A 17,175-nucleotide genomic window follows, 5' to 3' on the forward strand; every position below is an offset into this window, starting at 1 on the left:
GTCATGACCTGCATTCCGCGCGCGGCGCCCGAGCCGCGCGGCGGCTGGAGCTAATAGATGTTTGAAATCGGTTGGTCGGAAATTCTTGTAATCGCCATCGTCCTGATCGTGGTGGTTGGCCCCAAGGATCTGCCGAAGATGCTGCGGGCCTTTGGCAAGGCCACGTCCAGATTTCGCGCCACTGCCGGTGAGTTCCGCCGTCAGTTCGACGAGGCCTTGAAAGAGGCCGAGCTCGACGATGTGCGTGAAATCATCAATGACGCCAAGAGCCTCGATCCCCGCAACGACATCCGCAAGGTGTTCGATCCGGTAAGGACGATCGGCGAGGAAATCCGCTCCAGCCTCAACGATCCGGCGCCGGGGGCGAAGGACAATGTCGCCATTCCGGACCCGGGCGCTCCCGGCGCGGAGCCGAGCCAGCCTCAAGTCGCCCAGCCGGTAGCGGCCGCCGGGCAGGCAGCAGAGCCGGTAGCGGCGACCGGACAGGCAGCAGAACCGGCTGCACCGGCGAAGAAGCCGGCGGCAAAGGCAACCGCCAGGGCTGCTGCAAAGACAGCCGCAAAGCCCGCGCCAGCGGCAAAGGCCACGGCAAAGCCGAAAGACAAGCCGGCAGGTGCCGCTTCCACCCGGACGGCGAAGCGGCCTGCCGGGGCAGGCAGTGCGAGGAAGAAACCGTGAGCCATTCCGACGACGAAATCGACAAGAGCTCGGCGCCCCTGATCGAGCACCTTATCGAACTGCGCCGCCGCCTCATCTGGGCGCTGCTGGCGTTCTTCGTGGCGTTTCTCGGTTGCTTCCACTTCGGCAAGCAATTGTTCAACCTCCTGGTCATTCCCTATCAATGGGCCGTGGGCTGGGCCGGATTCGATCCGGCCAAGGCACAGCTCATCTATACGGCGCCGCAGGAATTCTTCTTCACGCAGGTGAAGATCGCCATGTTCGGCGGGCTGGTCATCGCATTCCCGGTGATCGCCTCGCAGGTCTACAAATTCGTGGCGCCCGGTCTCTATCGCAACGAGCGCATGGCGTTCCTGCCGTTCCTGATCGCATCGCCGATCCTGTTCCTGATGGGCGGCGCGCTGGTCTATTTCTTCTTCACGCCGATGGTGATGTGGTTCTTCCTGGCCATGCAGCAGCAGGGCGTGGCGGGCGAGGTGCAGATTTCGCTGCTGCCGAAAGTATCGGAATATCTCAGCCTGATCATGACGCTGATCTTCGCCTTCGGCCTGGTGTTCCAGCTGCCGGTGGTGGCGACGCTGCTGGCGAGGGTCGGGCTGGTCGGCTATGAGGGCATGAAGTCCAAGCGCAAATATGCGATCGTCATCGCCTTCGTCGTCGCCGCCGTGATCACGCCGCCGGACCCGGTGAGCCAGATCGGCCTTGCGCTTCCAACGATCCTTCTCTACGAGATTTCCATCTGGATGGCGCGCCTGGTCGAGAGGAAGCGTGAGGCGACCAAAACGCAAGCCTCGCCGAGCGAACTCTCGTCCTGAAGCTCCCTTCAGTCCGCAGGGCCTCCGCGCCCATGAGTTCCAACAATTCGACTAAACGGCTTTATTCCCATGCTCGATATCAAATGGATACGTGAGAACCCGCAAGCGCTCGATGCGGCCCTGGCAAAACGCGGTGTCGCGCCGGTCTCGTCCCATTTGATCGATCTCGACGAGAAGCGCCGGCAGCACATTGCCAGGCTGCAGGAGGCGCAGGAGCGCCGCAACGCCGCCTCGAAGGAGATCGGCAAGGCCATGGCCGCCAAGGACCAGGCGACGGCCGACAGGCTGAAGGCGGAAGTGGCGGAGATCAAGCAGTTCCTGACCGGGGCCGAGGAAGAGGAGCGCCAGCTCGACCGGGCGCTGGGCGACGCGCTTTCCGTTCTGCCGAACGTGCCGCTCGCCGACGTGCCGGTCGGCAATGACGAGAGCGGCAATGTCGAGGCGCGAAGGGTCGGCGACCTGAAGAACTTCGCCTTCGAGCCGAAGGAACATTTCGATATCGGCGAAAAGCTCGGCTATATGGATTTCGAGCGGGCGGCGAGACTGTCGGGCAGCCGCTTCACCGTGCTGAAGAGCCAGCTAGCGCGGCTGGAGCGCGCGCTCGGCCAGTTCATGCTCGACCTGCATACGAACGAACATGGCTATGTGGAAGTCAGCCCGCCGCTCCTGGTCAATGACGAAGTGCTCTACGGCACCGGCCAATTGCCTAAATTCGCCGAGGACCTGTTCAAGACCACCGATGGCCGCTACCTCATTCCGACCGCCGAGGTGCCGCTGACCAATCTCGTCCGCGAAGAGATACTCGACATCAGGGACCTGCCGCTGCGCATGACCGCGCTGACGGCGTGCTTCCGCTCGGAGGCGGGCTCTGCCGGCCGCGACACGCGCGGCATGCTGCGCCAGCACCAGTTCATGAAGGTCGAGCTTGTGTCGATAACCGATGCGGATTCCTCGCTCGCCGAGCATGAAAGAATGACCGCCTGCGCCGAAGAAGTGCTCAAGCGCCTCGATCTTTCCTTCCGCACGATGGTGCTCTGCACGGGCGATATGGGCTTCGGCGCGCAGAAGACCTATGACATCGAGGTCTGGCTGCCGGGACAGCGGGCCTACCGCGAAATTTCGAGCTGCTCCGTCTGCGGCGATTTCCAGGCGCGGCGCATGAATGCGCGCTACCGCCCCGAGGGCGAGAAGGCGACGCGCTTCGTGCACACGCTCAACGGGTCCGGCACGGCGGTCGGCCGGGCGATGATCGCGGTGATGGAAAATTACCAGAACGAGGATGGCAGCATCACCGTGCCGGCTGCGCTCGTGCCTTACATGGGCGGGTTGACGCGGATAGAACGGGCAGTTTGATCGAAGGGGAACGGCATGCGCATACTTTTGACCAACGATGACGGGATTCATGCGGAGGGTCTGGGCGTGCTGGAGCGGGTTGCCCGCCAGCTTTCCGACGATGTCTGGGTCATCGCGCCGGAGACCGACCAGAGCGGCCTTGCGCACTCGCTGACGCTTTCCAATCCGCTTCGCCTGCGAAAGATCGACGAGCGCCATTTCGCCGTCAGCGGAACGCCGACCGATTGCGTGATCATGGGCGTCAAGCAGGTCATGCCCGAGCCGCCCGATCTCATCCTCTCCGGCGTGAATTCCGGTTCGAACACGGCGGACGACGTCACCTATTCGGGGACGGTCGCGGCCGCCATCGAAGGCACGCTGCTCGGCATAAAGTCGATCGCGCTTTCGCAGGAATACAATCTCGATGGCGGCACGCGCGTCCTGCCATGGGAGGTGGTGGAGGCCCGGGCGCCGGAGCTTCTGAAGAAGGTCCTTGGCGTCGAGCTCGACCGGGGCGTGCTGATCAACATCAATTTCCCGAGCTGCCAGATCGCGGACATTGCCGGCACCAGGATCACCGTGCAGGGGAAACTTTCGCACGGCCTTGCCATCGAGCAGCGGCATGACGGGCGCGGGCTGCCCTATTACTGGCTGAGGTATGGCCGCGGCAAGGACGAGCCGGCGGAGAACAGCGACGTCGCCGCGATCCGCAAGAACTATATCTCGGTCACGCCGCTGCAGCTGGACCTCACCGCCCATGACATGCGCGCAGTGCTGGAGGAATCCTTCGCATGAAGCCAAGTCTGTCGGAACGGGAAGGATTCGCGGCTTTCGTTTTGCGCATGCGTTCCATCGGCCTGACGGACCAGCGGCTGATCGGGGCGTTCGAGACCACGCCGCGCATGAGCTTCGTCAATGGCAGCCTCGGCAATGTGGCCTATGGCAAGGGCAGCCTGCCGATCGATTGCGGCGAGTTCATCGAGGGGATCGATCTCCAGGCGCGGCTGATCAAGGCGCTGGAGCTCGAACCGACGCACCGCGTATTGGAGATCGGCACCGGCTCCGGCTTCACCGCCGCCGTCATGTCGCGGCTGGCGGGCAGGGTGCTTTCGCTCGAGCGCTACCGCACGCTGGTGGAGGCGGCCCAGCAGCGCATCCAGGCGCTGAAGATCGAGAATTGCATCCTGAAGCAGGCCGATGGCCGGCAGGGATCGAGCCATGACGGCCCGTTCGACAGGATCATCGTCTGGGCTGCCTTCGAAACCCTGCCGAAGCCGTTCGTCGATCTTCTGTCGTCGAACGGCGTGCTGATCGCTCCGATCGGGCCGACGGATGGCACGCAGACGATTTCGCGCCTGCTCAAGGTCGGCAGCCGCTTCGAGCAGCAGGAATTGATGCCCGTGCGCTTCCTGCCGCTGGCCGAGGGAATGGCCGCCGCGCTTTGAATTGCGGCCGGTTTCGGTCATTCCCCTAAGAAGATTGGTGAATCTTTTGCAAATTTTTCCCGGTTTTAACGGTCGGGTAACATTAACGCGATCTAATGCGTCCAATATTCTTTGTGTGAGTACGGGCGGGATTTGCGATGCGTTTGAGTAGATTGGACAAAGCGTCACGGCGGTTGGCACTGAATGCCGCCATCCTTACGGTAGCTGGTCTGGCTGCTGGGTGCAGCTCCGGCGTTGCTCGGTTCTCGAGTGCGGATTTCGGCTCGGGCTATAGCGACAACCAGCGCTCGATGATGCAGGCGCAGAACACGGCGGGGCCGAGGCCCTATACGCCGCCGGTCGATTCGACCTATACGGCCTCGGTGCCGCAATCGGGCGGCGTCCAGCGCGGCAGCCTGCCGCCGGTCGGCGCAAGTTCTTCCGCGCTGCCACCGGCATCGGCGCAGCCTTCGCGGCCGGCATTGGCGCCGGTGGCGAGTTCCGCTCCCGTTCGCCAGCAGCAGGTTGCTGCCGCTCCGATGCAGGCGGCGCCGATAGGTTCGGCTGCCGGCACCCTGCGTACACCCGATGGCGGCGAAGCGCGGATGCCGGCAAGGGCAGCGGCCCAGGCGCCGAAGGCGGCGGCCGTGGCAGGCAGTTCCTATACGGTGCAGAGCGGCGATACGCTCCATGCGATTTCGCGCAAGACCGGCGCCAATATCGATGCGATCAAGGCGGCCAACAACATGCAGGACGGCACCGTCCGCATCGGCCAGTCGCTGACCATCCCGCCGTCGAACTCTTCGCTGGCCCAGAATGTCGCGACGAACATGAAGCCGAAGACCGCGGCCCCGGCCGCTCCGGCCGCTGCGCCGGTGAAAGTCGCCGCCGCGCCCGCAGTCGAGCAGGCGAAGCCGGCCGTCGCAACGACGGCGCAGCCGGCAGCAGCCGCAGCACCGGCCGTGGCAGGCTCCAGCGAGGCGGCGAAGCCCTATACGCCGCCGGCCAAGGCCGCCGAAGACACGCAGGAAGTCGCCTCCGCACCCCAGGCTGCAGCAGGTGCCAGTGCCAAGATGCGCTGGCCCGTCCGCGGCCGGGTCGTCGCCAATTACGGCAAGGGCAGCGACGGCATCGATATTTCCGTGCCGGAGGGTACGCCGATCAAGGCGGCCGAAGGCGGCGTGGTCATCTATTCCGGCGATGGCCTGAAGGAGTTCGGCAATACGGTGCTGGTGCGCCATGATGACGGCCTTGTCACCGTCTATGGCAATGCGAGCAAGCTCAATGTCCAGCGTGGCCAGAAGGTCAAGCGCGGCGACGAACTCGGCCGCTCGGGCATGACCGGCAATGCGACGACGCCGAAGCTGCATTTCGAGGTCCGCAAGAACTCGACGCCCGTCGATCCATCGAAATATCTGGAGCTGTAAAGCTTCCAGCCACGGCACATTCGAAAGCCCGCATCCGCAAGATGCGGGCTTTTTCGCTAGAGCCGAACCACTAGAGCTTGCGGCCGAGGCGTCCCGCCAGATCCTGCGTGAACTGCCAGGCGACGCGGCCCGACCTTGAGCCGCGCGTCGTCGCCCATTCCAGTGCCTGGGCATGGAGCTGCTGCTGGTCGAGTTCGAGGCCGAAATGCGCGGCATAGCCGTCGATCATCGACAGATAATCGTCCTGGCTGCATTTGTGGAAGCCGAGCCAGAGGCCGAAGCGATCCGAAAGCGATACTTTCTCCTCCACTGCCTCGGACGGGTTGATCGCCGTCGAACGCTCGTTCTCGATCATGTCGCGCGGCAGCAAATGGCGGCGGTTGGACGTGGCGTAGAAGATGACATTGTCCGGCCGGCCTTCGACGCCGCCTTCCAGCGCCGCCTTCAGCGATTTGTAGGACGTGTCGTCATGGTCGAAGGAGAGGTCGTCGCAGAAGAGGATGAAACGGTGCGCCGTATCCTTGATCGCGGCCATCAGCGCCGGCAGGCTGTCGATGTCCTCGCGGTGGATCTCGACGAGCTTGACCGGCAGCGCGTCGTTCTTCCTGTCTACATTCACCGAAGCATGCACGGCCTTGACCAGCGACGACTTGCCCATGCCGCGCGCGCCCCACAGCAGGACGTTATTGGCCTGGAAGCCGTCGGCAAAACGCTTGGTATTGTCGAAAAGTATGTCGCGGACCGTGTCCACGCCGCGAATGAGCGAAATGTCGACGCGATTGACCTTGGCCACCGGGTCGAATGCGAGCCGGGCGGGGTTCCAGACGAAACAATCGGCGGCGTCAAGATCGATGGGGCGAGGGGCGGGCGGCGCCCAGCGCTCCAGAATGGCAATCAGTCGATCCAGTTTTTCGCTCAGTACTTGTTCGGACATTCTTGGCAGCCTCTGAATTGAATTGCCCGACGTGACTATCATGTCGATCCAAAATCGAAAAGCAGTGGGGCAAGTTTTGCGCTGTTGCTTTTAGCCGCTCAAACATTGTATTGCGCAGGCATGATCATTCACAAACGATACTATCTGGAGGTTCCATGTTCGTAACTCCCGCATATGCGCAGGCAACAGGGGCCGGTGGCGCACCCGAAATGCTGATGAGCATCCTGCCCTTCATCCTGATCTTCGTGATCATGTATTTCCTGATCATCCGGCCGCAGCGCGTCCAGGCCAAGAAGAGGGAAGAGCAGCTGAAGAACATCCGCCGCGGCGACACCATCATTACCGGCGGCGGCTTCATCGCCAAGGTCACCAAGGTGCATGAAGAGACCGGCGAACTCGAAGTCGAAATCGGCGAGGGCATCAAGGCGCGCGTGTTGCGCGGAATGGTTGCCGACGTTCGCGTAAAAGGCGAACCTGTTGCCGACGCCAAGAAATAAGGCATAGTTGCGGGGCGGCCATGAGCCGCCCTTCTGATTCTTTGGGGTTCGCGACGCATGCTCTATTTCAGCCGCTGGAAAACCATACTCATCTGGTCCGTGGTTCTCGCCGGTATCATCATATCGCTCCCCAATCTGTTTTCGCAGAACCTGCTTGCAAGCCTGCCCGACTGGCTGCATGCAAGGCAGGTGCCGCTCGGGCTCGATCTCCAGGGCGGCTCGCGCCTGCGCCTGCAGGTCGACAAGGAACATCTCCCGGATACCGAGGCCACGGTTGCGGTCATCAATCGGCGCTTGGGCGAACTCGGTTATGCGAGCCCGCTGGTCGAGAGCGATCGCGGCGGGCGCGTGCTCGTCGAGGTGCCGGGCCTTTATGATTCCCAGCTTCTGAAGGATATCCTGAGCGTTGCCGGCCGGCTGAGCTTCCGGGCGGTGGATGATTCCATGCCCGTGCAGGACGCCATCGATACCGCGCCGCCGGAAGATTCGCAGATCGCCTATTCGCTTGACGATCCGCCCGTCGCCTATCTCGTCAAGAAGACGCCGCTGGTGTCGAACGAGAATTTCGTCGATGCGCAGGCCGGCATCGACACGGCGACGCAGCAGCCGGTGATCACGTTCCGCCTCGACAGTCTCGGCGCCGACAAATTCTCGAAGTTCACGCAAGGCAGCGTCGGCAAGTCCTTCGCCATCGTGCTGGACGACCAGGTGCTTTCGGCGCCGGTCATCCGCGAGCCGATCCCCGGCAATACCGGCCAGATCGCCGGCAATTTCGATATTTCCGGCGCAAGCAATCTGGCGCTGGTCATGCGCGCCGGCGCACTGCCTGCCGCGGTGACGGTGCTGGAGGAACGGACGGTCGGCACCGATCTCGGCGCCGCCTCGGTTTACTCCGGCAAGATCGCAGCGCTGATCGGCGCAGTGCTGGTCATCGCCTTCATGGTCGTCTCCTACGGCCTGCTCGGCGTCATCGCCAGCATCGCGCTGGTGGTCAACGTCATTCTCATCCTTGCGGTGCTGACATTGTTCGGCGCGCCGCTGACGCTGGCCGGCGTCGCCGGCATCGTGCTGACGATCGGCATGGCGGTCGATTCCAACGTCCTGTTCTACGAGCGTATCCGCGAGGATCGCCGGGCCGGTTTCTCGGTCATCCAGGCGATCGATTCCGGCTTTGCAAGGGCATTGGCGACGATCGTCGACGCCAATGTCACCACGCTCATCGCGGCGCTCGTGCTGTTCACGCTCGGCAGCGGGCCGGTGCACGGCTTCGCGCTGACGGTCACGATCGGCATCGTGACAACCCTGTTCACGACGTTCACGCTCACCCGGCTGCTCGTCTCGGTCTGGGTGCAGCGCTCGAAGCCGAAGGAAGTGCCGGCGGGCTGGGTGAAGCTCGTTCCCAACGACACCCGCATCGGCTTCATGAAGATACGCGGCCTCACGCTCGGTTTCTCGGCCCTGTCGAGCATCGCCGCGGTGGCGCTGCTTGTCACTGTCGGCATGAATTTCGGCATCGACTTCAAGGGCGGCACCATGGTCGAGCTGCAATCGCAGGAAGGGGCGATCGACCTTGACGACGTCTATAGCCGCCTGGACGAACTGAATATCGGCGATGTGAAGATCGAGCGGTTCAAGTCGGACGACCGCGCGCTCATCACCGTCGGCAGCCAGGGCGGCGGCGAGGATGCGGAGCAGACCGTCGGCGTCAAGATCCGCAACGAGTTCCAGGACGAGTATAATCTGCCGAGGGTGGATGTGATCGGGCCTTCGGTGTCGAGTGAACTGTCGCAGGCGGGCATCCTCGCGGTGGTGCTGACGCTGGTGGTCATCTTCGCCTATGTCTGGTTCCGCTTCGAATGGCACTTCGCGCTCGGCGCCATATTGGCGACCATCCATGACGTGCTGCTGCTGATCGCGATCTTCATCATCTTCCGCATGGAGTTCAACCTGTGGAGCATTGCGGCGCTGCTGGCTATCGTCGGCTATTCGCTGAACGATACGGTGGTGATCTATGACCGGGTGCGCGAGAACATCCGCCGCTACAGCAGGAACACGCCGCTTTCGGTCATTCTCGATGCCTCGATCAACCAGACGCTGTCGCGCACGATACTGACCTCGGTGGCGACGTTCCTGGCGCTGGCGGTACTGTATTTCTATGGCGGCGAGGACGTGCAGTCCTTTGCCCTGACGCTGGTGCTCGGCATCCTCGTCGCCACCTATTCGTCGATATTCGTCGCGGGGCCGTTGCTGCTCCTGTTCGGCCTCAAGGGCAAGGATGCAGGCGCATCGGCGCCGCTCGAAGCCGGCAATAGCGGGGCGGCGTAATTGGCCAGGGGCATCGAAATCCGCGAGGCGCATTTTCCGGGGCGGGCGCCGATCGACGCCTATGGCAATGGCGGCTTCCGCTTTGCCGACATGTCGCACAAGGGTTCGATCCTGTGCCTGCCATCGGGTATCCATGGCTGGGAACCGCAATCGCCGCCGGTGCTGACGGTGCAGGACCTCGCCATGGTGGTGGAGCAGGCTTCCGATATCGAGATATTGCTGGTCGGGACAGGCGTGGAACTGCGCCGCCTGCCGGCCGAACTGCGCGATCTGCTGCGCCAGCACGGCATTTCCTCCGACCCGATGAGCACCGGCGCGGCCGTGCGCACCTATAATGTGCTCCTCGCCGAGGACAGGGCGGTCGCCGCCGCGCTCATCGCCGTCGACTGATCCTCCGGCCGCTCAAAATCGCTCCAGCGGCGGGCTTGGCGTCGGCCAAACATCCTATATAAGTCCGCTGATGAATATTAACGAAACGCACTGCCTGCAACTGCTGCGAACCGCAGATCCGGACCGCTATCTTTCCGTGCTCTATGCGCCGGAGGAGAAGCGGGGCGCGCTTGCCGCGCTTTATGCCTTCAATACGGAAATAGCGCGCATCCGCGACCTGATCCGCGAGCCGCTGCCCGGCGAGGTGCGGCTGCAATGGTGGCGCGATCTCGTCAACGGCACCGAGCATGGCGCGGCCTCGGCAAATCCCGTCGCCGCTGCGCTGCTCGAAGCGATAGAGCGTTTCGACCTGCCGCGCGATGCCTTCGACCGCTATTGCGAAGCCCGCATCTTCGATTTCTACGATGACCCCATGCCGAGCCGCAACGACCTCGAGGGCTATTGCGGCGAAACGGCGTCGGCGATGATCCAGCTCGCATCGCTTATCCTCGATGCGGGGCGGGCGAGGGAGTTCAGCACCGGCGCCGGCCATGCCGGCGTGGCGCAGGCGACGGCCGGGCTGCTGCGGCTGTTGCCGATCCATCGCAGCAGGCGGCAGGTCTATATTCCCGTCGATATCCTGTCGGCGGTCGGATGCAAGCCGGAAGAACTGATCGACGGCTCCAACCTGCCGGCGGCGCGGCGGGCCATCTCCGCCATGGTGGCGCTGGCCGAGGAGCATTTCAGCAAATACCAGGCGGCTGCCGGGCAGATGCCGGCCTCGCTGCGGCCGGCCTATCTGCCGGCGCGCCTGACGCCCGTCCACCTGCGGCAGATAAAGCGCATGGGCGAGCGGGTCATGTCGGAGGTGGCGGAACTATCACCGCTCGCGCGGCACTGGACGATGCTGAAGGCATCGTTGAGGTAAGACGCACGATGCTGAAGGCATCGTTGGGGTAAGACGCACGATGCTGAAGGCATCGTTGAGGTAATATTGCACGATGTCTGAAGGCCGGGTCCGGCGTCAGATGTCGAGTTCTTCGACGAAGGCAGCGCGATCCTGGATGAAGCGGAAGCGGGCGTCCGGACGGGTTCCCATCAGGTCATCGACGGCAACCCGCGTCAGGTCGGCCCATTCCTCGTCGATCTGGACCCGCAGCAGCGTGCGCTTTCTGCGGTCCATCGTCGTTTCCTTCAGCTGGTCGGCGCGCATCTCGCCGAGGCCCTTGAACCGGCCGATCTCGACCTTGCCCTTGCCGGTGAAGAGGGTCCGCAGCAATTCGTCCTTATGCGCATCGTCGCGCGCATAGGCGACCTTGCCGCCCTGCGCCAGGCGATAGAGCGGCGGCACGCCGAGGAACAGGTGGCCGTTGCGGATGAGGTCCGGCATTTCCTGGTAGAAGAAGGTGATCAGCAGCGAGGCGATGTGAGCACCGTCCACGTCGGCATCGGTCATGATGATGATGCGATCGTAGCGCAGGTCCTCATCGCGATATTTGGAGCGGGTGCCGCAGCCGAGCGCGAGGACGAGATCGCCGATCTGCTGGTTGGCCGTCATCTTTTCCCGGCCAGCGCTCACCACATTGAGGATCTTGCCGCGCAATGGCAGCACCGCCTGCGTGGCGCGGTCGCGCGCCTGCTTGGCCGAGCCGCCGGCGCTGTCGCCCTCGACGATGAACAGCTCCGCCCCGAGCGAGCCGCTCTGGGTGCAATCGGCAAGCTTGCCCGGCAGGCGCAGCTTCTTGATCGCGGATTTGCGGTTGACTTCCTTTTCCTGGCGGCGCTTCAGCCGCTCGTCGGCCCGGTCCAGCACCCAGTCGAGCAGCTTGGAGGCTTCCTGCGGCGAGGCGGCGAGCCAATGATCGAAGGGATCGCGAATGGCGTTTTCGACGATGCGCTGCGCCTCGACGGTGGCGAGCTTGTCCTTGGTCTGGCCGACGAATTCCGGCTCGCGGATGAACACGGAGAGCATGGCGGCAGACGAAATCATCACGTCGTCGGTGGTGATGATCGACGCGCGCTTGTTGCCGGTCAGCTCCGCATAGGCCTTCAGGCCGCGGGTCAGGGCGATGCGCAGGCCGGCCTCGTGGGTGCCGCCTTCGCTGGTCGGGATCGTGTTGCAGTAGGAATTGATGAAACCATCGCCGCCGTGCCACGCGACGGCCCATTCCATCGAGCCATGGCCGGCGGATTTCTCGGTCTTGCCGGCGAAGATCTCGCGCGTGACCTGGAATTCCTTGCCGAGCGATGCCGCCAGATATTCCTTCAGCCCGCCCGGGAAATGGAACACCGCCTTGTCCGGCGTCGGGTCCTTCGGATCGAGCAGGGAAGGCGCGCAATTCCAGCGGATTTCGACGCCGCCGAAGAGATAGGCCTTCGACCGCGCCATCTTGTAGAGCCGCGCCGGATCGAATTTGGCGCCCTGGCCGAATATCTCGGCATCGGGGTGGAAGGTGATGCGTGTGCCGCGCCGGTTCTGCACCTCGCCGACTTCCTCCAGCGGGCCGAGGGCCCTGCCGCGCGAGAAGCGCTGCCTGTAGAGGCGCCGGTTGCGCGCCACCTCGACCTCGAGATGGTCGGACAGCGCATTGACCACGGAAACGCCGACGCCGTGCAGGCCGCCGGAGGTCTCGTAGACCTTGGAGTCGAACTTGCCGCCGGCATGCAGCGTCGTCATGATCACTTCGAGCGCCGACTTGTCCTTGAACTTCGGATGCGCGTCCACCGGAATGCCGCGGCCATTGTCGGTGACCGAGAGATAGCCGTTCTCATCGAGCTCGATGTCGATGAAATTGGCATGGCCGGCCACGGCCTCGTCCATGGAATTGTCGATGACTTCGGCAAAGAGGTGATGCAGCGCGCGCTCGTCGGTGCCGCCAATATACATGCCGGGACGGCGGCGCACCGGCTCCAGCCCCTCGAGCACCTCGATATCGGCGGCGCTGTAGCTGCCGCCGCTGTCGGGCGCGGCGCGCGCCGGGGCCCTGGCCGGCTTTGGCGCGCTTTCCCGCGCGGCGGGCAGCGGCGGAGGCACGACGGCTTCAGGCGCCGCCGCATTGCGCTCGTGGGCGGTTTTCACAATCGCTGAGAAGAGGTCGTTATTGTCATCCATGGTATTCACGGCCGAAATTCATAGCTATCCGAATCATCCCCGATCTTGGCATGGATCAGCGGCGAAGGCGATGGGCGTTCGCCATATGTTCCGGAACCCATCGCCTGTCTAGACGATGAATCCCCATGTTTCAAGCGGCCTTGACCGCCTGGAGCAGTGTCTCCAGCCGCTCGATGCGCCGGATCATTTTATTCTGGCGCTCCTTCAGCGCCTCGACTTCCGCCCGCAATTCGGGCCTGGGGAGATTTTCCTCGTCCGGCGCCTGGCCGACGCCGTGGATCAGCCATGTCGGCGTCACGCCGAGAAAGCCCGCGAGCATCACCAGCCGGTTGGCGCGCGGCTCGGACCGATCCGCCTCCCAGGCCTGGATCGTCTTCAATGTCACGCCGATATGGCCGGCGACGGCGGCAACGCCAAGTCCTTTTGAATCACGAGCCCGCGAGAGCCGTCCACCCAGCGTGTCCGTGTCGGGTGTCTCGGTCATGATATTGGGCTGAGAGTTCATGAGATTCTCCGTTCTTCTGACTTTTTTGGGTGCTTGGGAGGGGGTGTTGCACCATTTACGGCCCCAAAAGTCAAATTTCGCCGGGCCGGCCGATCGAATGCCGGCAAGTTGCGATTGATTTTTCCAGTGGAGGAGATATGCCAGTTGCACTTGCCCAAGACGGCTCCCGGAAAGGTATCGGCGATGGAAAACACGACCGCACAGCAAGTGCGAGGGGTCTCGCTGATGGCGAGCGCCATGTTCTTTCTGCCGATGATGGACGCCATCGCCAAATGGCTCGCCACCGTGGACACGCTGCCGCCCGCCACCGTCACGCTGTCGCGCTTCGTCGTTCAATCGGCGCTGACGGCCGTGATCATCATTGCCCTGACCGGCCGGCAGAGCCTGCGCCCCGTGAAGTTCTGGGGCAACATGTTGCGCGGCGTGCTGATGGGGCTCGGCAGCCTCTCATTCTGGGCGGCGGTCAAATACATGCCGCTTGCCGATGCCATTGCCGTGTTCTTCGTCGAGCCATTGATGCTGACCGTGCTTTCGGCGCTCATCCTCAAGGAGAAGGTCGGCTGGCGCCGTTGCCTCGCGGTCTTCGTCGGCTTCGTCGGAACGCTCATCGTCATCCAGCCGAGCTGGGCGCTCTTCGGCTGGGTTTCGCTGCTGCCGCTGGCGACGGCCGCGCTCTTCGCCTTCTATCTCATCCTCAACCGCCGCTACGGCACCGCCGACACGCCGCTGATCATGCAGCTCTATTCCGGTCTCGGCGGCGCCGTCACGGTGATCGTCGCGCTGGCTGTCGGCGCCATTGCCGGTATCGACGACATGACGCTCGGCGCACCCGGCGGCGGTCTCTCCTGGGTGCTGATGTTCATGATCGGCGTCATCGCCACCGGCGGCCATCTGCTCGTCACCCAGGCTTCGCGCCTTGCGCCCGCATCGCTGCTGGCGCCGTTCCAATATCTCGAAATCGTCATGGCCGTTCTCATCGGCCTCGTGGTCTTCGGGGAGTTTCCGTCGATCTCGAAATGGTTCGGCATCGCCGTCATCGTCGGTTCCGGCATCTATCTCATATGGCGCGAAGGCAAGGTGCGCGAGGCATCCACAGCCAAGGACAGGCTTGCCGCTTGAGCTGACGCCAGGTTGGCAATAATAATCGGACCCGGAGGACCAGCATTGTTCAAGAAAATCCTGATTGCCAATCGCGGCGAAATCGCCTGCCGGGTCATCAAGTCCGCCCGGAGGATGGGCATAGCCACGGTCGCCGTCTATTCCGATGCGGATCGCGATGCGGTGCACGTCGAAATGGCCGACGAGGCCGTTCATATCGGCCCGGCGGCGGCATCCGAAAGCTATCTCGTCGCCGAGCGGATCATCGCCGCCTGCAAGGAGACCGGCGCCGAGGCGGTGCATCCGGGCTATGGCTTCCTGTCCGAACGCGCTTCCTTCTGCGAGGCGCTGGAGAATGAGGGCATCGTCTTCATCGGGCCGAAGCCCAGGGCCATCATTGCGATGGGCGACAAGATCGAGTCGAAGAAATTCGCCAACGAGGCCCGGGTGAACACGGTGCCCGGCGTCCTCGACGTCATCAAGGATGCGGCGGAGGCCGAAAGGATCGCCGCCGGGATCGGCTATCCGGTGATGATCAAGGCATCGGCCGGCGGCGGCGGCAAGGGCATGCGCATCGCATGGAACGCGGCGGAAGCGCGCGACGGCTTCGACCGGGCGACATCGGAGGCGCGCAACTCCTTCGGCGACGAGCGCGTATTCATCGAGAAGTTCATCGTCGATCCGCGCCACATAGAAATCCAGGTGCTGGCCGATGCGCACGGCAATTGCATCTATCTTGGCGAGCGGGAATGTTCGGTGCAGCGGCGCAACCAGAAGGTCGTGGAGGAGGCGCCGTCGCCATTCCTCGATGCCGCGACGCGAAAGGCAATGGGCGAGCAGGCGGTGGCGCTGGCCAGGGCAGTGGAATACCAGAGCGCCGGCACGGTGGAATTCATCGTCGACAAGGACCGCAATTTCTACTTCCTCGAAATGAACACGCGGCTGCAGGTCGAGCATCCGGTGACGGAGCTGATCACCGGCGTCGATCTGGTCGAGCAGATGATCCGCATTGCCGCGGGCGAGAAGCTGGAGCTGCGCCAGGACGATGTGAAGCTGAATGGCTGGGCCGTCGAAAGCCGCCTCTATGCGGAAGATCCCTATCGCAATTTCCTTCCCTCCATCGGCCGGCTGACCCGCTACCGGCCGCCGGTCGAAGGCCCGTCCGGCAATGCCGTCATCCGCAACGATACGGGCGTGACCGAGGGGGCGGAGATCTCGATGTTCTACGACCCGATGGTGGCGAAGCTCTGTACCTGGGCGCCGACGCGGCTCGAAGCCATCGATGCCATGGCCGATGCGCTCGACAGTTTCGTCGTTGACGGGATCGAACACAACATCCCCTTCCTGGCGGCGCTGATGCAGCATCCACGCTGGCGGGAAGGGCGGCTGTCGACCGCTTTCATCGCCGAGGAGTTCCCGGAAGGCTTCAAGCCGGTGGCGCCCGCTGCGGACGAGCTGCGCCTGCTCGCCGCCATTGCGCTTGCCGGCGAGCTGGTGCGCAAGGAGCGCCTCGACCGGCTTGGCGACCGGCTGCGGCCGCATTCGGGCAATACCGGCGGCGAGTGGGAGGTGCGTATCGGCGACGATTATATCCCGGTCACCGTCGGCAACGGCAGGGCGCGGCCTCCCGTCGATCTGGAGGCCATATTGGCCGATGGCACGGGAATGCGCATCCGCAGCGACTGGAAGCCCGGCGATGCGGTCTGGTCCGGGACCATTGGCGACAGGCGCATCAAGGCGCAGCTGCGGCCCGTTGCAAACGGCATGCGCATCGACTGGAAGGGCATTTCGGTGGTGGCCCATCCGATGCAGAAACACGTGGCGGCGCTGGAGCGGCTGATGCCGGTGAAAATCCCGCCGGACACGTCGAAGCTGCTGCTCTGCCCGATGCCGGGCCTGATCGTTTCGATCAATGTCGCGGAGGGGCAGGAGGTCAAGGCGGGCGAGACGCTGGCGGTGGTCGAGGCGATGAAGATGGAGAATGTGCTCCGCGCCGACCGGGATCTGGTGGTCTCCGCCATCAATGCGCGCCAGGGTGACAGCCTCGCGGTCGATGCGGTGATCATGGAATTCGCGTGATTGGCAGGCTCCACTTGCCTCACCTCCTCGTGCTGAGCTCCATAAGAGACTGCATCACTGTTGCTGCGTGCTTCGTGGTTCGTGGTTCGGCAGGCTCACCAGGCTCACCAGGCTGACCAGGCTCAGCATGAGGGAGGTTAGCTCAGCATGAGGGAGGTGGGTGTTTGGCAGGGTTGTAGTTCTGCAAGTTCTCAACACCTGCCAACATCTCAGAACCACCACCCTGCAAAACTCTACTCTCCCTCATCCTGAGCTTGTCGAAGGGCGCAGCAACGTTTGTGCAATCCCTTATATGGTCGCATCGAAATAGTGCGTGCTTCGTGGTTCGGCAGGCTCACCAGGCTCAGCATGAGGGGTTTTGTTTGATTGCAAAAAGGTTGGGAGCTTGGGTTTGAAGCCTTGCAGAACTAGAACCCTGCAAACCCCTACCTCCCTCATCCTGAGCTTGTCGAAGGGCGCAGCAACGTTGGTGCAATCCCTTGTGCAGATGCCGGATACGGAAAATCCGCACCACGCCCGCGAAATTGCGTCTGGTCATTGAAATGGGGGGAGACGGGCGGTCTTCAGCGCGTCAGTATGG

Annotated in this window: 15 protein-coding genes; 12 read left to right on the top strand and 3 right to left on the bottom strand. The window is 63.5% G+C overall.

Features of this window, described 5'->3' with window-relative positions:
• Window positions 1-57 precede the first annotated feature (57 nt).
• The 6 genes from tatB (at window position 58) to M8997_RS04340 (ending at window position 5,676) form a co-directional block, all read left to right on the top strand.
• Window positions 58-678: a Sec-independent protein translocase protein TatB gene (gene tatB, locus M8997_RS04315; RefSeq protein WP_250014070.1), complete on the top strand. Its 621-nt coding sequence runs from the start codon at window positions 58-60 to the stop codon at window positions 676-678.
• Window positions 675-1,493: a twin-arginine translocase subunit TatC gene (tatC, locus tag M8997_RS04320; RefSeq protein WP_250014071.1), complete on the top strand. Its 819-nt coding sequence runs from the start codon at window positions 675-677 to the stop codon at window positions 1,491-1,493. The genes tatB and tatC overlap by 4 nt, the downstream gene beginning before the upstream one ends.
• Before the next feature lie 69 nt (window positions 1,494-1,562).
• A complete protein-coding gene (gene serS / locus M8997_RS04325) occupies window positions 1,563-2,846 on the top strand; it encodes a serine--tRNA ligase (protein ID WP_250014072.1) in 1,284 nt (427 codons plus the stop codon).
• 15 nt (window positions 2,847-2,861) lie between these two features.
• The gene (surE, locus tag M8997_RS04330) at window positions 2,862-3,620 is read left to right on the top strand and encodes a 5'/3'-nucleotidase SurE (RefSeq protein ID WP_250014073.1); all 759 of its coding nucleotides are present in this window, start codon (window positions 2,862-2,864) and stop codon (window positions 3,618-3,620) included.
• On the top strand, window positions 3,617-4,270 hold the full coding sequence (locus tag M8997_RS04335; protein ID WP_250014074.1) for a protein-L-isoaspartate(D-aspartate) O-methyltransferase: 654 nt from the start codon (window positions 3,617-3,619) through the stop codon (window positions 4,268-4,270). The genes surE and M8997_RS04335 overlap by 4 nt, the downstream gene beginning before the upstream one ends.
• A 137-nt stretch (window positions 4,271-4,407) precedes the next feature.
• Window positions 4,408-5,676: a peptidoglycan DD-metalloendopeptidase family protein gene (locus tag M8997_RS04340; RefSeq protein ID WP_250014075.1), complete on the top strand. Its 1,269-nt coding sequence runs from the start codon at window positions 4,408-4,410 to the stop codon at window positions 5,674-5,676.
• Between the two features lie 70 nt (window positions 5,677-5,746).
• Here the strand turns inward: M8997_RS04340 and M8997_RS04345 are convergent, their stop codons facing one another.
• Window positions 5,747-6,610, bottom strand: a complete 864-nt coding sequence (locus M8997_RS04345) for an ATP-binding protein (RefSeq protein WP_250014076.1) — start codon at window positions 6,608-6,610, stop codon at window positions 5,747-5,749.
• Between the two features lie 155 nt (window positions 6,611-6,765).
• On the opposite strand from M8997_RS04345, the gene yajC reads away from it, so the two are divergent.
• The 4 genes from yajC to M8997_RS04365 all read left to right on the top strand — a co-directional run bounded on the left by yajC (window position 6,766) and on the right by M8997_RS04365 (window position 10,729).
• Window positions 6,766-7,107: a preprotein translocase subunit YajC gene (gene yajC / locus M8997_RS04350; protein ID WP_250014077.1), complete on the top strand. Its 342-nt coding sequence runs from the start codon at window positions 6,766-6,768 to the stop codon at window positions 7,105-7,107.
• Window positions 7,108-7,164: 57 nt separating this feature from the next.
• Window positions 7,165-9,432 carry a protein translocase subunit SecD gene (gene secD, locus M8997_RS04355; protein WP_250014079.1) on the top strand — a complete coding sequence of 756 codons (2,268 nt, stop codon included), beginning with the start codon at window positions 7,165-7,167 and terminating at the stop codon, window positions 9,430-9,432.
• On the top strand, window positions 9,433-9,822 hold the full coding sequence (locus M8997_RS04360) for an Mth938-like domain-containing protein (protein ID WP_250014080.1): 390 nt from the start codon (window positions 9,433-9,435) through the stop codon (window positions 9,820-9,822). It begins immediately after the preceding gene.
• 70 nt (window positions 9,823-9,892) lie between these two features.
• Complete coding sequence (locus M8997_RS04365; protein ID WP_250014081.1) at window positions 9,893-10,729, top strand: phytoene/squalene synthase family protein; 837 nt, start codon at window positions 9,893-9,895, stop codon at window positions 10,727-10,729.
• 96 nt (window positions 10,730-10,825) lie between these two features.
• Here the strand turns inward: M8997_RS04365 and parE are convergent, their stop codons facing one another.
• The gene (gene parE / locus M8997_RS04370; protein ID WP_250014082.1) at window positions 10,826-12,913 is read right to left on the bottom strand and encodes a DNA topoisomerase IV subunit B; all 2,088 of its coding nucleotides are present in this window, start codon (window positions 12,911-12,913) and stop codon (window positions 10,826-10,828) included.
• Between the two features lie 130 nt (window positions 12,914-13,043).
• Window positions 13,044-13,418: a helix-turn-helix domain-containing protein gene (locus tag M8997_RS04375; protein ID WP_250014083.1), complete on the bottom strand. Its 375-nt coding sequence runs from the start codon at window positions 13,416-13,418 to the stop codon at window positions 13,044-13,046.
• Window positions 13,419-13,568: 150 nt separating this feature from the next.
• Here M8997_RS04375 and M8997_RS04380 point away from each other — a divergent pair, with 150 nt between their 5' ends.
• Together M8997_RS04380 and M8997_RS04385 are read left to right on the top strand one after the other, a co-directional pair.
• The gene (locus tag M8997_RS04380) at window positions 13,569-14,537 is read left to right on the top strand and encodes a DMT family transporter (RefSeq protein ID WP_371929490.1); all 969 of its coding nucleotides are present in this window, start codon (window positions 13,569-13,571) and stop codon (window positions 14,535-14,537) included.
• A 45-nt stretch (window positions 14,538-14,582) separates the two neighbouring features.
• On the top strand, window positions 14,583-16,595 hold the full coding sequence (locus M8997_RS04385; RefSeq protein ID WP_250014085.1) for an acetyl/propionyl/methylcrotonyl-CoA carboxylase subunit alpha: 2,013 nt from the start codon (window positions 14,583-14,585) through the stop codon (window positions 16,593-16,595).
• Window positions 16,596-17,175: the final 580 nt, after the last annotated feature.

The organism is Phyllobacterium sp. 21LDTY02-6 (assembly GCF_023554255.2).
Classification (GTDB): Bacteria; Pseudomonadota; Alphaproteobacteria; order Rhizobiales; family Rhizobiaceae; genus Phyllobacterium.